At 74.3% G+C, this 17,775-nt stretch carries 17 protein-coding genes and 1 pseudogene; 11 read left to right on the forward strand and 7 right to left on the reverse strand.

Going from position 1 to position 17,775, the window contains the following annotated elements; all coding sequences use genetic code 11:
- Positions 1-47 precede the first annotated feature (47 nt).
- The 5 genes and pseudogenes from G569_RS46055 to G569_RS0106415 all read left to right on the forward strand — a co-directional run bounded on the left by G569_RS46055 (position 48) and on the right by G569_RS0106415 (position 4,172).
- The gene (locus G569_RS46055) at positions 48-1,334 is read left to right on the forward strand and encodes a cation:proton antiporter (protein ID WP_037495129.1); all 1,287 of its coding nucleotides are present in this window, start codon (positions 48-50) and stop codon (positions 1,332-1,334) included.
- Between the two features lie 46 nt (positions 1,335-1,380).
- Positions 1,381-2,523 (forward strand): annotated as a pseudogene (locus G569_RS65185) (SulP family inorganic anion transporter); the annotation flags it as partial.
- A 111-nt stretch (positions 2,524-2,634) separates the two neighbouring features.
- Positions 2,635-3,069, forward strand: coding sequence for an STAS domain-containing protein (locus tag G569_RS65190; RefSeq protein ID WP_245602433.1), 435 nt, complete (start codon positions 2,635-2,637; stop codon positions 3,067-3,069).
- 73 nt (positions 3,070-3,142) lie between these two features.
- Positions 3,143-3,520, forward strand: coding sequence for a response regulator (locus tag G569_RS46065; RefSeq protein ID WP_169542083.1), 378 nt, complete (start codon positions 3,143-3,145; stop codon positions 3,518-3,520).
- Positions 3,521-3,533: 13 nt separating this feature from the next.
- On the forward strand, positions 3,534-4,172 hold the full coding sequence (locus G569_RS0106415) for a response regulator transcription factor (protein ID WP_028062805.1): 639 nt from the start codon (positions 3,534-3,536) through the stop codon (positions 4,170-4,172).
- Here the strand turns inward: G569_RS0106415 and G569_RS46070 are convergent, their stop codons facing one another.
- Together G569_RS46070 and G569_RS0106425 are read right to left on the reverse strand one after the other, a co-directional pair.
- Positions 4,173-5,291 carry a sensor histidine kinase gene (locus G569_RS46070; RefSeq protein WP_053225946.1) on the reverse strand — a complete coding sequence of 373 codons (1,119 nt, stop codon included), beginning with the start codon at positions 5,289-5,291 and terminating at the stop codon, positions 4,173-4,175.
- A gap of 21 nt (positions 5,292-5,312) precedes the next feature.
- Positions 5,313-6,413, reverse strand: coding sequence for a S1C family serine protease (locus G569_RS0106425; protein ID WP_064750272.1), 1,101 nt, complete (start codon positions 6,411-6,413; stop codon positions 5,313-5,315).
- 97 nt (positions 6,414-6,510) lie between these two features.
- Between G569_RS0106425 and G569_RS0106430 the strand changes: the two genes are divergently transcribed.
- Positions 6,511-7,611, forward strand: coding sequence for a hypothetical protein (locus tag G569_RS0106430; protein ID WP_028062807.1), 1,101 nt, complete (start codon positions 6,511-6,513; stop codon positions 7,609-7,611).
- Here G569_RS0106430 and G569_RS0106435 read toward each other — a convergent pair.
- Positions 7,595-8,458, reverse strand: coding sequence for a hypothetical protein (locus G569_RS0106435; RefSeq protein WP_028062808.1), 864 nt, complete (start codon positions 8,456-8,458; stop codon positions 7,595-7,597). The genes G569_RS0106430 and G569_RS0106435 overlap by 17 nt on opposite strands.
- A gap of 103 nt (positions 8,459-8,561) precedes the next feature.
- Here G569_RS0106435 and G569_RS60880 point away from each other — a divergent pair, with 103 nt between their 5' ends.
- On the forward strand, positions 8,562-9,089 hold the full coding sequence (locus tag G569_RS60880) for a metal-dependent hydrolase (protein ID WP_084284325.1): 528 nt from the start codon (positions 8,562-8,564) through the stop codon (positions 9,087-9,089).
- Here the strand turns inward: G569_RS60880 and G569_RS0106445 are convergent.
- Genes G569_RS0106445 through G569_RS57385 form a run of 3 tightly spaced genes read right to left on the reverse strand, consistent with a single transcriptional unit; the run spans position 9,001 to position 11,783 of the window.
- Entirely contained in the window at positions 9,001-9,765 is a 765-nt protein-coding gene (locus G569_RS0106445; RefSeq protein WP_028062810.1) for a glycosyltransferase family 2 protein, read from the reverse strand. The two genes, G569_RS60880 and G569_RS0106445, sit on opposite strands and share 89 nt — an antisense overlap.
- Positions 9,766-9,767: 2 nt before the next feature.
- Positions 9,768-11,054 (reverse strand): phospholipase D-like domain-containing protein, encoded by a 1,287-nt coding sequence (locus G569_RS0106450; protein WP_157591853.1) that lies wholly within the window; start codon positions 11,052-11,054, stop codon positions 9,768-9,770.
- Positions 11,055-11,081: 27 nt separating this feature from the next.
- Positions 11,082-11,783 carry a hypothetical protein gene (locus tag G569_RS57385; protein WP_028062812.1) on the reverse strand — a complete coding sequence of 234 codons (702 nt, stop codon included), beginning with the start codon at positions 11,781-11,783 and terminating at the stop codon, positions 11,082-11,084.
- Between the two features lie 86 nt (positions 11,784-11,869).
- On the opposite strand from G569_RS57385, the gene G569_RS0106460 reads away from it, so the two are divergent.
- Entirely contained in the window at positions 11,870-12,949 is a 1,080-nt protein-coding gene (locus G569_RS0106460; RefSeq protein ID WP_028062813.1) for a lysylphosphatidylglycerol synthase transmembrane domain-containing protein, read from the forward strand.
- A 23-nt stretch (positions 12,950-12,972) separates the two neighbouring features.
- On the forward strand, positions 12,973-14,304 hold the full coding sequence (locus G569_RS0106465; protein WP_028062814.1) for a hypothetical protein: 1,332 nt from the start codon (positions 12,973-12,975) through the stop codon (positions 14,302-14,304).
- Here G569_RS0106465 and G569_RS0106470 read toward each other — a convergent pair.
- Positions 14,301-17,102 carry a helix-turn-helix transcriptional regulator gene (locus G569_RS0106470; protein ID WP_028062815.1) on the reverse strand — a complete coding sequence of 934 codons (2,802 nt, stop codon included), beginning with the start codon at positions 17,100-17,102 and terminating at the stop codon, positions 14,301-14,303. The genes G569_RS0106465 and G569_RS0106470 overlap by 4 nt on opposite strands.
- Before the next feature lie 106 nt (positions 17,103-17,208).
- Here G569_RS0106470 and G569_RS0106475 point away from each other — a divergent pair, with 106 nt between their 5' ends.
- Both G569_RS0106475 and G569_RS0106480 read left to right on the forward strand, forming a co-directional pair.
- Positions 17,209-17,409 (forward strand): putative signal transducing protein, encoded by a 201-nt coding sequence (locus tag G569_RS0106475; RefSeq protein WP_028062816.1) that lies wholly within the window; start codon positions 17,209-17,211, stop codon positions 17,407-17,409.
- Positions 17,402-17,773: a SpoIIAA family protein gene (locus G569_RS0106480; protein WP_028062817.1), complete on the forward strand. Its 372-nt coding sequence runs from the start codon at positions 17,402-17,404 to the stop codon at positions 17,771-17,773. The genes G569_RS0106475 and G569_RS0106480 overlap by 8 nt, the downstream gene beginning before the upstream one ends.
- Positions 17,774-17,775: the final 2 nt, after the last annotated feature.

The raw sequence follows: 17,775 nt of genomic DNA on the forward strand, positions 1-17,775 counted from the left end.
CCCTGATCGGACGACGCGCCTGGCGCGGCGGCAGGCACGCTCCGGCGATGAGCTGGTCCCTCGCGCTCGTGGCGCTCGCGCTGATCGGTGTCGCCGCCGTCTCGAGACGGCTCGAAGGCACGCCGGTCACGCCGGCGATGCTGTTCACCGGGTTCGGGCTGCTCGCCGGCCCGCTCGTGCTCGACGGGATCGATCTCGAGGCGAGCGGCTCGATGGTCCGCACGCTGGCCGAGGCGACGCTGACGCTCGTGCTGTTCAGCGACGCGTCCCGCATCGACGTCGGGCGCCTGCGGCGCACGGCGGGCTTGCCGATCCGGCTGCTGGCCGCCGGTCTCCCGCTGACGATCGCGCTGGGGACCTTGGCGGCGGTGGGCGTCCTCGGGGACCTGAGCGTGTCCGAGGCGCTGATCCTCGCCATCGTCCTGGCGCCGACCGACGCCGCGCTCGGCCAGGCCGTGATCGTCCACCCGCGTGTCCCGCCGCGCATCCGCCAGGGGCTCAACGTCGAGAGCGGGCTCAACGACGGCATCTGCGTGCCCTTGCTGTTCGCGGCGGTCGCGCTGGCCGACGCCGAGTCCGAGGTGTCCGGCGGGCACGGTGCCGGGACCCTGCTGGTCGAGGAGATCGGCTACGGCGTGCTCGGAGGCGTGGCCGCCGGGCTCCTCGTCGCCATGGTGGTGGTCCACGCCGGGCGGCGAGAGCTGATCGCCGGCCCGTGGCGCCAGGTGATCCCCGCCGCGGGCGCCGCCCTGAGCTACGGCGTCGCCGCCGCGCTCGGCGGCTCGGGCTTCATCGCCGCGTTCGTCGCCGGCGCCACCTTCCGCATCGCGCTCGGCCGCGACCCGGAGGAGCTCAACCGGCTGACCGAGGAGCTCGGTGACCTCCTCAACGGCGTCACGTTCGTGTTCTTCGGCGCGTTGCTGCTCGGGCCGGCGCTCGAGGAACTGACGGGGCCGATCGTGCTCTACGCCGTGCTGAGCCTGGTCGTGATCAGGCCGCTCCCGGTGGCCGTCGCGATGCTCGGCTCCGGCGCCCGGCCTCCCACGGTCGCGTTCGTCGGCTGGTTCGGCCCACGCGGGCTGGCATCGATCGTGTTCGCCGTGATCGTGCTCGAGGAGTCCGCGCTCGCCCACGAGCACCTGGTCGTGCTGACGATCTATCTGACGGTCGGGCTCTCCGTCCTCGCCCACGGCCTGACGGCCGCTCCGGCGGCGGGCCGCTACGCCCGCTGGTACGGCCGGCACCCGCGCGACGCGCAACCGCCGATGGAGAGCGTGCACACCCACGTCACGCGTACGCGCGGACCGGTGGATGCCGACACCCCCGCGCGGTGATGCGTGCACCTTTGCGCGCGCCGCGCGACACCGGCAGGCTGCGGCGATGTTGCTGCCGATCGTCCGTTGGCTGCCGGCGTATGACCGCCGCTGGCTGCGCGGCGACGTCGCAGCCGGGATCGCCGTCACCGCGCTGATCGTCCCGAAGAACCTCGGCTACGCGGGCATCGCCGGCGTTCCGCTCGAGAACGGGCTCTACGCCGCGGCGGCGGGCGCCGCGATCTACGCGCTGTTCGGCACGTCGCGCCAGATCTCGACCGGGCCGAGCTCGTCGCTCGCCGCGATCGCGGGCGGCGCCGTCCTCCTGACCGGGCTGGCGGGGGACGAGGCCGCGGGGCTCGTCGCGGCGATCGCTCTGGCCACGGGCGTGTTGTTCCTGGCGATGGCGCTGTTCCGGCTGGGCTGGATCGCGCGCTTCCTGTCCAAGGCCGTGGTCACCGGGTTCCTGGCGGGCGCGGCGATCGACGTGGTGATCGGCGAGCTGCCCAAGCTCACCGGGACCGACGCCGACGGCACGAACGCGTGGCGGGAGCTCGGCTCGTGGATCGGCTCGCTCGGCGATGTGCACTAGGCGACCGTCGCCGTCGGCGTCGCCGGGTTGGGCACGATCCTGGTTCTGCGCTTCGCGGCGCCCGCGGTTCCGGGCGCGCTGGTGCTGGTGGCCGGCGGCGTGCTCGCCGGGTACGCGCTCGACCTCGACGCGCGCGGCGTCGCGCTCGTCGGCGACGTGCCCCGCGGGCTCCCGGCGCCGCTGCTGCCGGACGCCGACCTCGTGGCCGACCACATCGCCACGATCCTCACGGCCGCCGTCGCGCTGGTGTTGATCGGCTTCTCGCAGACCGTCGGGGACGCGCGCGCGTTCGCCGGCCGGCACGGCTATCGCGTCGACGTCGACCAGGAGACGGTGGCGCAGGGCATGGCGAACGTGGGAGCGGGGCTGTTCCAGGGCATGCCGGTGTCCACCAGCCTGTCCGCGAGCTCGCTCAACGAGTCGGCGGGCGCTCGCACCCCGGTCGCCTCGCTGGTCACCGGCGGTCTCGTGCTCTTCACGCTCATCGCGCTCGCGCCGGTCTTCTCGCAGCTCCCGAAGGCGATCCTGGCCGCGGTGATCATCGACGCGGTGGTGTTCGGGATGATCGACGTCGCCGAGCTGCGACGGCTGCGCCGTATCGCCCGCTTCGATTTCGCGATCGCCCTGGCGGCGATCGTCGGCGTGCTGTCCGCGGGCGTGCTGGCCGGCGTGGTCATCGGGGTCGCGCTGTCGCTCATCTGGCTCGTGCGCGTGGCGACGTCGCCCGCGATGCCGGTGCTCGGCCGGCAGACCGGCACCGGGTTCTTCCGCGAGCTCGACGAGCACCCCGGCGACGACACGTTCGAAGGCGTGGTCACCCTGCGGCTCGACAGCGGCCTGTTCTTCGCCACCGCCGACGCGCTCGAGGAGCGGGTCCGCGAGCTCACCGACGGGGGCACGAGAGCGCTGATCGTCGACTTCCGCGGCGTCAACTTCATCGACTCCCAGGGCGCCGAGCGCCTGACCGGGATCCTCGAGCTCATGCAGTCCCGCGGTGCGACGCTCCGGCTGGCGCAGGTCAGGCCACACGTCCTGCGGGTGCTGCGGGCGGACGGGTTCGTCGACCGCGTCGGCGCCGCCCACATCCACGACACGCTCGATCTCGCGATGCGGGCGGAACAGGCGTCGGAGGTGGACTTCGACGTCCGCCGCCCCGCCCCGTGACAGATGACAGTCATCCGCCCGGTCATCCGCCCGGCGGATGGTCGCCGAGCCGCTCGGGATCGACCCTGGTGACATGCCCGATCAGCCGATTCGCATCCTCGTCGCGGACGATCACCCGCTGGTCCGCGACGGACTCGTGCGCGCGCTGCGGGCCGACGGCCGGTTCGATGTCATCGGCGAGGCCTCCGACGGGTGGGCCGCGGTGGCGCTCGCGAAGGAGCTCGTCCCCGACTGCGCGGTCCTGGACGTGCGGATGCCCCGCATCGACGGCCTGGAGGCGATGGTCCGGATCCGGGAACGCGATCCGGGCGTCCGCGTCGTCCTCCTGAGCGCGTTCAGCGACGAGCTGGTGATCCGCTCGGCGGTGCGGGCAGGGGCGGCCGCGTACCTGACCAAGGACACCGATCGCGCCGCGATCTGCGAGGCGATCGCCCAGGCGGTCGCCGACTGATACAAGTGGCCGCGTGGATCGTGCCCGGGTGCTGATCGCCGACGATCATCCGCTCTTCCGCGAGGGCCTGGCACGCGCGGTCAGCCAGCGCCCGGAGTTCGAGCTCGTCGCCGAGGCCAAGGACGGGCGCGAGGCGCTGGAGCGGATCCGCGAGCTCGAGCCGGACGTGGCGGTGCTGGACCTGCGGATGCCCGGCCTGGAGGGGATCGACGTCGTCAAGGCCCTGGTGCGCGACGGCGTCCCGACGCGCACCCTGATCCTGTCCGCGGCGTCCGACAGCGCCGTCGTCTACGCGGTGGTCGCCGCGGGCGCCGCCGGCTACTGGAGCAAGGACGCCGACCGGGACACGATCTGCGGGGCGATCGCCGCGGTCGCGCGCGGCGATCGCGTGCTCGACCCGGCGTTGCAGGCCGGCGTGTTCACCGAGATCCACGCGCGCGAGGTCGATGCCGACCGCCCGGTGTTGACCGATCGCGAGCACGAGATCCTCCAGCTGATCGCCGACGGCCTGTCCGCGCCCGCGATCGGCGAGCGGCTCTTCCTCAGCACGGCGACGGTCAAGACGCACCTCGCGCACGTCTACGAGAAGCTCGCCGTCAGCGACCGCGCGGCCGCGGTCGCGGAGGCGATGCGGCGCGGGCTGCTCGAGTAGCTACGGGATCCAGACCCGCACGGTCGTCCCCTGCCCGGGCGCCCCGTCGACGGTGAAGCGACCGCCGAGCGCCTCCGCGCGCTCGGCGGTGGAGGCGAGCCCGATGTGTCCGTCGGCGAGCGCCTGGGCGCGACGCTCGGCGTCGAGCCCGATGCCGTCGTCGCGGACCTCGAGCAGCACGCCGCCGTCGGCCTCGCGCACGTCGATCCACGCGTGGCCGGCGCGAGCGTGCTTGGCGACGTTGATCAGCAGCTCGCGGGCCAACGAGCCCAGGAGCCGCGCATCGCGGTCCTGCGTGAGGGCGTCGACGGACACGGTCGCGGTGAAGCCGCCGCGCCGGCCTTGGGCCTCGGCGAGGGCGGTGAGCGACGCCTCGAGCCCGGACGCGGTCAGGAGCCCTGGGTGCAGGTCGATCAGGACGGTGCGCAGCTGCGGGATCGTGTCGCGGAGCACCGCTCGCGCACGCGGGAGCGCGTCGCGATCGCCGCGGTCGGCATCCGCGAGGTCCTGGGCGACGACCAGCAGGTTCTGGACCGGGCCGTCGTGGAGGTCCGCGGCGAGCCGGCGGCGCTCGCGTTCCTCCGCGTCGAGGATCTCGACCATCAGCCGCCCGCGGACCGCGGCCAGCTCGCCGATGGTCGCCTCGCGGCGGGTCAGCACATTGGAGAGCACGAGCGCGGCGAACGCGGTCCAGACGAGATAGACGATCTCGACGGCCGCCGCCTTCTCGTCGGCGTCACCGCGGTTGAGCGCCAGCGAGCCGTAGATGAGGGTGACGGCGACCGAGACGGCGGCGGTCATGCCGGGGCCGTAGCGCAGCGCGGCCAGCATCGGCATCGCGAAGAAGGCGAAGCGGACCTCGGAGGTGGCGCCGCCGGAAGCGTGGGCCAGGACCGCGAGCAGCACGATGTCGATGGCGGTGAACAGCCAGGGCGGTCCGAGCCGCGACGGCACCAGCGCGAACGCGAACGCAACGACGAGCGCGACCACGAAGGTCGCGCTGTATTGGCCGGGCCGGTCGTCGATGACGGCGCCCACGCCGATCGCGACGTAGAGCGCGCCGCGGACGACGCTGGCGGCGTCGTCCGCGGTGAGCCTGGCGACTCGCGCTCGAAGCACGCCTGCGGTTCTACCACCGCGTCAGCGGCTGGTGACCGCCGTCGGCTGCTTGCCGAGCGTGATCCGCAGCGTCTGCGTGTGACCGTTGCGCTGGACCGTGAGGGTCGTGGTGTCGCCCGGCTGCAGGGCCGCCGTGGCGCCGATCAGCGTCTCCACCGACGTCACTTTCTGATCGCCGATCCCCGTGATCACGTCGCCGACCCGCACCCCGGCCTGGGCGGCGGGCCCGTTGGCCTTGACCTCGCCGACCTGCGCGCCCGTGGCCCCGTTGGCGCCGATGGCGTCCGACGCGCCGATGCCGAGGTCGGCGTGGGCGGGCACGCTGCCGGTCTCGAGCTGCGACAGCTCGTCCTTGGCGATCTCGATCGGGACGGCGAACCCGACGCCCGTGGAGCTGTCGCTGCCGCCGCCGGTGGCGATCTGGTCGGCGATGCCGATCACGTGCCCGGAGGCGTCGAAGACGGGGCCGCCCGAGTTGCCCGGGTTCATCGCGGCGTCGGTCTGCAGGGCGTGCGGGATCGAGTAGCCGTTGAGCCCGGAGATCGTCCGGTCCAGCCCGGAGATCACGCCCGTGCTGAGGCTGCGCTGGACGTCGAACGGGTCGCCGATCACGGCCACCGGGTCACCCACGCGGTGTGTGCCCAGCGACCCGAGCGCGAGCGGGTGCAGGGTCAGCCCGGCCGGGTCGATCTTGATCACCGCGACGTCGGTGGCGGCGTCCCCGCCGAGGACGGTGGCCTTGCGATTGATCCCGCCCGGAAGGGTGACGGTGACCGAGCCGGCACCGGCGACGACGTGGTCGGCGGTGAGGATGTCGCCCTTGGGGTCGATCACCATCCCGGTGCCGGTCGCCGTCGAGGCCGGCAGGTGCGAGGTGATGTCGACGACGCCCGGGTTGGCGCTCGCGTAGAGCGCGGCGGCGTCGAGGCCGGTGGCCGGCGCGGTGCGCACGATCGTCGTGGTCCGGCTCCCGAAGGCGCCCGTCGCGAGCAGCGCGCCGGTGAGCGCGATCACCGCGACGCAGGCGGTCGCGCCGGCGACCATGCCGGCGGGCAGGCGCCGTCGGGGCGGGGGTGGTGGAGGGAACAGCGGCTGTTCGACTGGGGTGGCGGTCTCGTTCATGGATCGAGCATCGCCACGCGTGAGCGTCGCCGGCATCCGCCGATGAGTGAGAGGTGATGTGGTCGTCAGGTCATCCGATCGATCATCCGGTCGGCGGATGACCGTCGCGACCGGCCCGGCGGAGGATCACGAGATGACCGTGCGCGCGATCACCTCCGTGGCTGCCGCCGGGTGCCTGGCGGCCGGCCTGGCGAGCTCGAGCGCCCAGGACCGTCCGGCGCCCGCCGACACCTCCTGCGCCGCCGCCTACACGTCGGTCGCGCGGCGGATCTACGAGCAAGCCGTCGACGGTCCCAACCTGCGCGCCTCGGTGCGTCGGATCGAGCGCTCCAAGGCGGTGGCGTCCGCGGTCGCCGCCGGCGATCCGGCGGCGACGCGCGCGGCTCTGCGCCCGCTGCTGCGGGCCGACATCGTGCGCATCGCGATCATGCGCCACGGCCGTGTCCTGGCCGACGCGGGACATGCGGCGGCGCTCGCACCCGCGACCGGGACGATCGACGACGCGGGCGTCCCGGTCGGCACGTTCCGCCTCTCGGTGCTCGACGACGCCGCGCTGGCGCGGATCATCCACGGCCTCACGGGAGCGCGGGTCGTCGTACGCGCAGGGGTGACGTCCCGGGGCATCTCCGGCACCGCATATCCCTCCGGCCCGCTCTCGATCTCGCTTTCCACGCGGGACCGGTGCGACTCGACCGCGAGCGCGATCGCCAGAGTCGGGAAGCGGCTGTACCGGCAGGAGCGCGGCAGCGCGCAAACCGCCCACGTCCTCGCCGTCGTCGCCCACGACCCGCGGTTCGCCCGCGCCGTCGCGACCGACGACCCCGTCGCGCTGCGCACCCAGATCATCCGGTTCTTCCGGGTCCCGAGCCTGCACGTCGTTCGCATCCGGGCCACGACGGCGAGCGGCGCGCTGGTCGGCGACGTCGGCGGACCGTACGTGCTCGCCCCGGCCTCGGCGCCGGTGCGACTGCACGGCGCGACCGTCGGCACCGTGACGCTCTCGATCCAGGACGACGCGGGCTACATCAAGCTCATCCGCCGGTTCACCGGGGCCCGGGCGATCCTGACGACCCCCGCCGGTCAGGTCCCGGGCAGCGCCTCCGCCCCGGGGCGCGCGGACGCGGTCGCGTCCTTCGACGCGACCGCGTTTCCCGCGGATCCGCTGAGGATCTCGCTGCTGATCAGGCGCCCGTACTGAAGAGCGTGAGCGCGAAACCGCGGTCCGCGAGCGTCCCGGCCGAGTCCGCGGTGAACACCTGGACCGCGCCGCCTGACGTCGTGGCACGTGTCTCGCCGAACGCGGCGCCGACGAGCGTGACCTGCGGCAGCGCGTCGTCGGCCGAGAAGCCGGGGAACGTGACCGTGTAGGAGCCGGTGCCGTTGTGGGTCACGGTCGGGATGCCGCCGCGGCGGTTGAACGCGGCGCCCAGGGTGCCACCGGAGTCGACCTTCACGCCGCCGACCGCGACGCCCAGCGCGTTGGCCGCCAGCTGCGGGTTCGGGTACGTGCCCGAGAGCGCGCCGCCGGCGGTCCCGCTCGGCGGCCCGGGTGTCGCGGCGATGTCCGACGCGTCCTGGCCGTCGACCCGATCGGCGTTGAGCCCGGTCGCGACGCCGTTGGCGTTGGTGGTGAACGGCCGCGCGCTCGGGCTCGGGGTCTTCCCGTCGCCCACGGCGATCAGGCCTGCGACCCCGCCCGCGGTCGAGAACTCGAACGCGTACCCCGCCGCCAGGTTCACCGAGCGCAGGCACGGCGCCGAGCCGGAGGCCGTCCCGCCCGCCGCGCCACGGCAGCCGTAGATCGCCCCGCCGCCCGCCTTGGACCCGGTCTGCGTGTTCGACTGGCGCGTCACGTAGCCGCCCTTCGAACCCGTCGTCGCGTTGAACTGCCCGATGATCTCGGTCTCCTTGGCCGTGGTGCCGTTGCGCACCTCGGCCCTGAGGGGATCACCGGCGGCGATCGCGGCCGCCTGCGCCCGCGGCGCATCACCCGTTTGTGCCTTCGCGAACGGGACCGCGACGAGCGCGAGCGCCGCGGCGCCCATGACGGTCAACCTTGTCGGACTGCGGAACATCAACCCACCTCCGGATCGCTTCGCCAGGCATCCTCCCGGACCGCCTGGACGTCACCGTGGGAAGATCGGGGCGATGCCCGATCGCTCGACGACGGCGCGGCGCGTGCAGGTCTACAGCGACCCGCTGCAGCACGTGCTGATCGCCGCCGCGGTCGTCGCGCCGTTTCGTGACGCCTCCGTGGTGCGGACCGCGGCGGTGGCGTCGATCGTGATCGACGCCGACCACATCGTCGCGGCGCGATCGGTGCGGGTGCGGCACACGACCGGGCTGGATACGCGCCCGCGCAGCCACAGCCTCATCACCGCCCTCGGTGCCGGTGCGGCGGTCGCGGCGGTGCGCGGGGCCGAGCACGGGTGGGCGACCTTCGCCGCGCTCACCTCGCACCTCCTCCACGACGCGGGCGACCGCGCCGCGCCGACGCCGCTCCTGTGGCCGTTCGCGCCGGCCCGCCAGCTCGGCCGCCGCCGCCAGCTCGCGGGCACGGCGCTGCTGGCGTTGGCCTCGGTCGCGGTCAGCCGCGCTTTGGCAGCAGCTTCCGCAGACCCGCCGGCTGCGGGCGCGAGCGGTGGCGGCGCAGCAGCTCCCCCGCGAACAGCGTGAGCCCGATCGTGACCACGAGCTTGACGGCGCGGCTGCCGCGGAACGACGACTCGCCGTGCTCGCGCTGGCGCATCTGCACCGGGACCTCGACCAGCCGCAGCTTCGCGTCGGTGATGCGCACGAGCGCCTCGACCTCCGGGGCGTCGCAGACGTAGTCGTCCGCGAGCAGCGCGAGCGCCTCGCGGTTGACCGCGTAGAGCCCGCTCGTCCCGTCGGAGATCGGCTGCCCGAGCCGCAGCCGCATCAGCAGACGCAGCAGCGACGTCCCCAACACGCGCTCCGGGGCGGGCTTGTAGCGCTCGCCGTCCTTGGCCGACTCGGGCAGGAAGCGCGAGCCGATCGCCACGTCGCACTGCCCGGACTTCACGAGCTCGAGCATGCGGGCGAGCTCAGCCGCGGGATGCTGCCCGTCGGCGTCGAGGCGCCCGCAGAAGTCGTACCCGCGGACGAGCGCCTGGCGGTAGCCCTCGGCGATCCCCTCGCGCAGCCCGCGGTTCTCCGGGAAGGAGACGACGATCGCCCCGCCCGCCTTCGCCACCGCGGCCGTGCCGTCGGTCGAGCCGTCGTCGATGACCAGCAGATCGGCCTCGGGCAGCGAGGAATGGGCCTCGGCGAGCACGCCGGGCAGCGACTGCTCCTCGTTCCATGCCGGGATGAAGACGACGGTTCCGGACATGCTCAGAGGTAGTACGCGATCGAGTGGGCGAGTCGAGCGACCGTCCGCGCGCCGCCCTCCGGCGGCTCGGCGAACCGGCTGCGCACGATGTCCGGCGCGAACAGGCGCTCCTCGACGAGCGCCGCGAGCTCAGGGCTGCGAGCCAGCAGGGCGACCTCCGAGTTGCGGTACAGCGCCCAGGCGTCGAGGTTGACCGTGCCGATGCTGACCACGTCGTCGGCGACGACGACCTTGGCGTGCACGACGACGTCCGGGAGCTCCCAGATCTCGACGCCCGCGTCGAGCAACTGGGCGTAGCGATGCCGTGCCGCCGCGGCCGCCACCGCGCTGTTGGACTGTTGCGCGAGCACCACGCGGACCTTCGCACCGCGCCGGGCGGCGGCGAGGATCCGCTCGACCATCGCCCTGTCGGTCAGGTACGGGTTCATGACGTCGAGCCGCGCGTGCGCCGCGTCGACCTGCGCGGCGATCGCCTGCGACGCCGCGACGAACCCGCCCGGGATGACCTGGGCCAGCGCGGCCGGCGTCGTGCCGGGCTCGGACGGCACCGGGAAGTACGGCGCGAGATCGTCCGGCAACGGGCCGCCGTGGCCGTGGAAGCTCGTCAGGAAGGCGGCCTGCGCCTGCCGCACGACCGCGCCGGTGAACCGGACCATGACGTCGTGGAAGCGGCCGTCGGCGAAGTGGTCCTCGATCCCCGCGCCGCCGGTCCAGGCGACCGCGCCGTCGATCACGTAGAGCTTGCGATGGTCGGCCCGCCCGAGCTCGGCCTGGCTGCCGTCGACGCGCAGCCCGTCCGGGAACAGCCCGCGCCGGCCGGGCGGGAGCACGTCGTTGACCACGATCTGCGCGCCCGCGCCGGCCAGCCGCGTGAACATGTCCCGCGACGCTCCGTAGGGGCGGGAGCCCATCCCGTCCACGATCACCCGCACCGCGACGCCCTCGGCCAGCTTGCCCTCGAGCAGCTTCGCGAGCCGCGCGCCGATCTCGCCGGCCTTCCAGCCGAACATCAGGATGTGCACCGACGACCGGGCCGCCTCGACGTCGGCCAGGATCCGCGGGAAGAAGCTCGCGCCGTCCGGCCACGGGTCGACCGTCGCCGCCGTCGACCACGCGAACGCGAGCGCCGCGTCGCGCGGGCCGGCGTCGGCGCGCGACGCGAACGCGCGGGTCGCCTCCTGCGCGCCGTCCGCCGTCACCGCGTCCGCCGGCGGCGGCCAGCAGGCGCGCTGCGCGATCCCGAGCACGCGCCGGTGGGCGAACGTGAACAGCGCACCCGCGGTCAGCACGGCGCCAGCCGTGGTCGCGCGCCCCACCTACGAGCCCCCGAGCGCGGAGCTGCAGGTCGCCGTGATGCTCGCGAACTGGTCGCGCACCGCCGCCGCCTGGGCGCGCAGATCGTCGCCGTCGAACAACGTGCCGAGCGCGGTGATGTAGGCCTTGGAGCAGTCCTTGACGACGGTCGCCTTGGACTCCGCGGCATCCGCCTCGGCCTGCGCCTGCTTGGCCTCCGCCTTCGCCTTCTCGGTCTCGTCGCCGGCCTGGTCCGCCTCCTCCTTGGCCGCTGCCGCCTCCTTCTCCGCCTCGTCGGCCTTCTTGTTCGCGGCCTCGAGGTCGCCCTGCGTCGCCGCGAGGTCCTCCTCGGTCGCGCCGAGCTGCTTCGCGAGATCGTCATAGACGGACTTGAACGCCGCCACGGCGCCGCCCGCCAGCACGGTGCGGCGCCCGGTCTTCTTGTCCTGCTCCTCGACGTCCTGAGTCGTGGTGTCGAGCTCGCTCTGCGTGCTGTCGAGCTTCTGCGAGGTCTGATCGAGGCTCTGCTTCGTGGTGTCGAGCTCCTGTTGGGTGCTCGCCAGCTCCTGCTGGGTGCTGTCCAGCTCGGCCTGGGTGGAGTCGAGGTCCGACCGGGACGACAGCGCCCAGATCACCAGGCCGGCGCAGACGAGCGCGAGCGCCACGCTCACCCAGACCCAGAGGTTGCGCCGCCGCGTCCCCGGGGCCTCGGTGTCCGTCGCCATCGGCGAATCGTCATGGCCGCGGGCGCGTGTGACGTCATCCGCACCGGGTGATGCGCGAGGCGATCGTCCGGCGCATCGTGGCCCCGATGAGCGCGGCGGAAGCCCTATCGCCCGGCGATCGACTCGAGCGGGCGATCGAGCGGCACGCCGACACGGCCGGCGAGATCGAGCGGGGCGAGCGCGAGAAGCCGCACAACCTGCGCCGCAACGTCCTCTGGCTGGCGGTCACCCTCGTGTCGCTGTACTTCGTCTTTCCGAAGCTGGTCGACGTGTTCGGGTCGTGGCGGGACATCACCCGCTTCTCGGCGGCCTGGCTGGGCGCGATGCTCGGGCTGCAGGTGCTGACGAACGCCTGCATGTGGGACCTCCAGCGCGTCGCGCTGCGGGCGAGACGCTGGCGGCCGGTGATCGCCGCGCAACTGGCCAGCAACGCCCTCTCGAACATCGCCCCCGGCGGCGGTCCGGTCGGCGCGGCGCTGCAGTACCGGATGCTGGTCCAAGCCGGGCTCGAGGGCCCGCGCACCGTGACCGCGCTCACCGCCGTGAACCTGCTCGTGTTCGGCGTCGTGCTGGGGCTGCCGGTCCTGGCGCTCCCGGCGCTGCTGCGCGGGCCCGTCGATCGCACCCTGCTGGAGGCGGCGATCGGCGCCGTGGCCGCGTTCGCGATCACCGCGGGCGCCGTCGCCGTCGTGCTCACCACGGACCGCCCGCTCGCCTGGGCCGGTCGCCTCGCCCAGCGCGTGCGCAACCGCCTGCGCCGCCGGGCCGAGCCGGTGAACGACCTGCCGGAGCGCCTGCTGGCCAGCCGCGACCAGATCATCGGCACGCTCGGACCGCGCTGGAAGCGCGCGGTGCTGGGCACCGTCGGGCGCTGGATCTTCGACTACATGACCCTGCTCGCCGCGCTGGCCGCGCTCGGCTCACACCCCCGCCCCAGCCTCGTCCTGCTCGCCTTCTGCGGTGCCCGCGCGCTGGCCAACATCCCGATCACCCCTGGAGGTCTCGGGTTCGTCGAGGGCGGCCTGACCGCGATGCTCGCGCTGGCCGGCGTCGGCGCCGCCGATGCCGTGCTCGCCACGTTCGCGTACCGCCTGTTCTCCTTCTGGCTCCCGCTGCCGTTCGGCCTCGTCGGAGTCGCCATCGCGCCGCGCGCCGTGGCCGCGTGAGAGCCGTTCCCCCAAGGCTCACGGTGCCGCGCTACAAGGGAGACGTCCGCAACACGATCCTCACGACGGCCGCCGCGATGGCGACCCTTCTGTGCCTGGCGCTGCCCGCGGCCGCGGCGACCTGGACGACCGAGCCCGTGCCCGCCGGTCCAGGGGCGCTCGGCCCGGCCCGGCTCTCGTTCGACGCCCAGGGGCGCGCGCTCCTCGTCTGGAACGGCGTCCCGACGGCATCGCAGCCGCGCTTCACGGGCATGGCCACGCGCGCTCCCGAGGGCGGCTGGACGCGCCTCGCCAACCTTCCGGACGTGGGCTGGGGCAACGCGCAGGCGCTGCAGTACGGCGCGACCCGCGTGCTGTTCGTCAGCGGCCAGGTCGCCTCGGTCGGCGCCAACAATCGCGCGAAGCTGCGTCTCGTCGCCGCGTTCGGCCGCTCCAACGGCAGCGGTCTCGGGAGTTGGCGGACCCTCGCCCCGCTCGAGACGGGGTTCGTCGCGGCGGCGGCGCCGTCCGGCCAGGCGATCGTGCTCTATGACGCGGGCGGCACCGGGCTCTCGACGATCGAGCGGCCGGCCGGCGGGAGCTTTAGCAAGGCGACTCGTGTGTCTTCGGCCGGAGCGTCCACGCCGGCCGTGGCGATCAACGCCCGCGGCGACCGCATCGTCGCGTGGATCAGGTCAGGACGCATCGAGGCCCGCGTCCGCAGCGCGGGTCGCGGCTGGGGCTCGGTGCTCGCCGTCGCCGCGGCTCCCCGCGTCGCGAACACGTCATTGCGAGCGACGGTGAGCACCGGCGGCACGTTCCTCCTCGCGTGGGAGGCCGCGGACGTGCGTGAGAGCTCGCCCACACGCCTGATCGCGGGCGCCGCCCAACGACGGCCGGGCCGGGGGTGGCGCAGCTACCCGCTCGAGAACGGCGTGACCGAGAGCATCCTTCCGGAGACGGCGGCCGCCTTCCCGCTCGTCACGAGCACCGGCGCCATCGCGATCGTCTGGACGGGCGTCGTGGGCGGCGACGCGCACGTCGGCGCCAAGGCCGCGCGGCTGACCAGCACCGGTCTGCGCCCCGCGGCCACCGTCTCCGATCCGGCCGCGGACGCCGCGGTCGCCGACGCGGCCGTCGGGCCGACCGGCCAGGCGGCGATCGTGTGGACCCAGTCGCAGAGCTCCACCTACGCCGCGCTGTCGCCGGGTCCTGGCGCGCCGTTCGCCGCACCCGACCTGCTCACGCCTCCCGGCACCACCGGCATCCCCGGACCGGCCGTCGCGTCGGACCCGGTCACCGGCCGGGCGATCGCGATCGTCCCGGTCGTCCAGGACAGCAGCGGCGGTTACGTGGCGGCCGTGCAGGCGCCTTAGTGAGGGACGAGCTCGCGCGGCAGGTCGCGGCGCGAGCGGATGTCGAGCTTTCGGAACGTGCGGTGCAGGTGGGTCTCGACCGTCTTCTCGGTCACGAACAACGCCTGGGCGATGTCGCGGTTCGTCTGGCCCGCGGCGGCCATCTCGGCCACGCGTCGCTCGGCGGCCGTGAGGGCGTCGATGCCGGAGAACATCGCGCGGCGGGGGCGGGCGCCGAGGATGACGAGCTCCGCGCGGGCCTCGGCGACGAGCGGGGCGGCCTCGCAGCGGGCCGCGATCTCCATCGCCTCCTCCAGCGTGGAGCGGGCGTCGATGCGGCGGCCGTCGCGGCGCAGGACCCGGCCGAGGTCGACGAGCGCCCGCGCGAGCTCGAGCCGGTACTCGGACGCGCGCAGCGTCGCGACCGCCTCCTCGAGCAGTGCCTCGTCGCCGCCGGCCACGACGGCGACGACGCGCTGCGCCGAGCCCAGGCCGCCCGGCGCGCCCCAGGCGCGGGAGATCGCGAGCTGCTCCGAGGCCAGCGCGAACGCCCGCTCGTCGGCACCGGCGGCCGACAGCGCCCGCGCCGCCCAGAGGCGCCAGAGCGCGCCGCGCTCCTCGTAGCCGCCGGCCAGGGCGGCCTCGCCGAACGCGAGGAAGTCCTCGGCGGCGCCGCCCGGGTCGCGGTCGACCTCGAGCCGCACCCACGCGCGGGCCGCCCGCGCCCACACGAGCTCCTGGCGGTCGTAGTCGCCGCGGGCCTCGGCGCCGGCGATCACGGCGCGCGCCTCGTCGACCTGCCCGCGGGCGAGCAGCGCCTCCACGAGCCAGCTGCAGGCGAACGCGACCGAGCGATTGCCCACGGGCGTGTCGCCCAGGGAGAGCGCGGCGTCGAGCGCCGCCTCGAAGTCGGCCGCCGCGGATGAGAGCCGGCCGCGCGCCAAGGCGCTCTGCCCGAGGACGATCCACGCCATCAGCGACTCCGCGATCGAGCCGCGGTCGCGGGCGCGGGCCAGCAGCGCGGTCAACTCGCGCTCGGCGGCGTCCAGCTCCTCGGCCTGCACGAGCACGTACGCGGGCTGCGCGCCGGCGGGGCTGTCGACCGGGAACTCCGCCGTCAGGGCACCGCCGCCGATCGCGCGGCGGGCGATCGCGGCGGCCTCCCGGGCCTGGCCCGAGGTGATGAACGATCGCTCGAGCGCGGCCTGCACGAGCGCGAACCGCTCCTCGGGGCTGCGCCCTTCGAGCTCCGCGAAGCCGGCGAGCAGCTCGTCGCGCCAGGGCGGCGCGGCCAGGTCGCGGACCCAGTTGGCCAGCAGCGCGCGCTCCGCGTCCAGGCGCAGCTGCGCCGCGCCGCCGAGCCGCGTTCCCTCGCGCTCGAGCGCGACGAACGCCTCGTCGAGCCGGCCCCGGGCGGCCAGCGCCGAGCCGAGCAGGACGGCGGTCCGCACCGCGAGCTCGCCCGCCGGCTCCAGCCCGGCGGCGCGCTCGAGCAGCGCGACGGCCTCCTCGACCTCACCGGCCCGCAGCGACGCGTCGCCGAGCGCGCTCAGGACGGCCGCGAGCTCCTCGGAGGCGGGCGGCTCGGCGAGCGCGCGCCGCAGCATCGCGATCGCCGACTGGTTGGCCCCGCGGGTCAGGGCGCGCTCCCCCGCCTCGCGCAGCGTCGCGCCCACCCGCTCGTCGCCGCGCGGGGTCGTCAGCATCAGGTGGTGCGCGACCTCTTCGACGGGCGCGCGCATGTCCACCAGCGCCGCGCCCGCCGCGGCGTGCAGCGCCTCCCGCCGCGCGAGCGGGATGTCCTGATAGACGGCGGTGCGGACCACGGGGTGCACGAACCCCGCGGGCCCCGCGATCCCCGCCTGCGCGAGCTCGTGCAGCCGCGCCGCGACCCCGTCGGCGCTCAACCCCGTCAGCGCGCCGAGCAGCGGGACCGGCGCCTCGTCGCCACCCACCGCCAGCGCTTCCGCGAACTCACGGACGCCGTCGCCCAGGCGGGACAGACGCAGCAGGATCGAGAGCCGCACCTCGTCCGGCACGAGCGTGCCGATCCGCTCCAGCAGCGCGCGCTCGTCGCCGGCCGGCGTCGCGGCCAGCTCGCCCGCGACCTGGCCGAGGAAGAACGGGTTCCCGCCGGACACCCGATGGCACGCGCTGATCGCGGCGGCGCCGAGCGTGCCATTGAAGCGCTGTCGCAGCAGTGCCTCGCTCCCGCGCTCGGTCAGCGCGTCGACCACGACCCGTCGCCGCGCCTCGGTCCGCAGGTGGGCGATCAGCGCCGGATCGGGGGACGCCTCGCCCGTGCGCAGGCCGAGCGCGAGCAGGACGCGCAGCGCCTCGAGGCGGCGCGCCAGGTAGAGCAGGAAGCGCACCGAGGCCGCGTCCGCCCACTGCACGTCGTCGACCACCAGCAGCAGGGGAGCGTCGGTCTCGAGGTTCGCGACGAGCCAATAGAGCCCGTGGTCGACCCCGGTCTGCGGCGAGAAGACCACGCCGGCGTCGGGCCCGACGACGGCCTGGGCGAGCCGGGCCGCACCCGACAGGAGCCGCTCGCGCTCGGCAGGGCCGCTGTCATGCAGAAGACGTTCGAAGAGCTGCCGCGCGATCCCGTATGACACGTCGAGCTCGAGCTCCCCGCCGCGGGCGGTGAGCACGGTCGTGCCTTGTCGGCGTGCGCGGCCGGTCAGCTCGGAGAGCAGGCGGGTCTTGCCCGTGCCGGCCACACCCTCGATCACCAGCAGGGCGCCCTCGCCGCCCGTTGCCCGTTCCAGCAGCCCGCCCGCCGTGGCGAGCTGTCCCTCCCTCTCGATCAGCCCCATCCCGATCGGGAACTCAAACGAGATCCTCCTGTGAGACCGATGAGAACCGCCAGGTTCATGCGGATCGGGTGACGACGCGGCCGCGCCCGAGCGCGACAGTGCCCGCATGAGCGAGTACGTCACGGTCGAGCAGGCGGGGAACGAGGCGATGGCCGACCTGATCAAGCAGCGCTTGGAGGAGGCGGGCATCCCGAGCGTGATCGCGGTGAGCAACCTCGGCGCCTTGGCGCAGGCGGGTGCGTCGTACGCCGTGTCCGTTCCGGCCGAGAACGCCGACGAGGCGCGGGAGCTGCTCGGCAATGGTTGAGCTGATGGCCGACATGCCGGCGGGGACCCTCGGGTTCCGCGTCGACGGCGACATCGAGGACGACGACTACGAGGACGTCCTGGTGCCGGCGCTGAAAGGCGCGATCGAAGGCGGCGGGAAGCTGCGGACGCTCTACCTGATCGAGGAGGTCGACGACATCGAGGGCGAGGCCATGTGGGCCGACGCGAAGCTCGGGTTCGACCTCGGCGTCAAGCATCAGGACGCGTGGGAGCGTTCCGCGATCGTCACCGACATCAAGTGGATGGCGCGCGCCACGCGTCTGTTCGCGTGGATGATCCCCGGCGAGGCGCGCGTGTTCCCGGTGTCCGAGCTGGCGGCCGCGAAGGCGTGGGTGAAGGGATAGCG

The organism is Solirubrobacter soli DSM 22325, assembly GCF_000423665.1.
GTDB lineage: Bacteria > Actinomycetota > Thermoleophilia > Solirubrobacterales > Solirubrobacteraceae > Solirubrobacter > Solirubrobacter soli.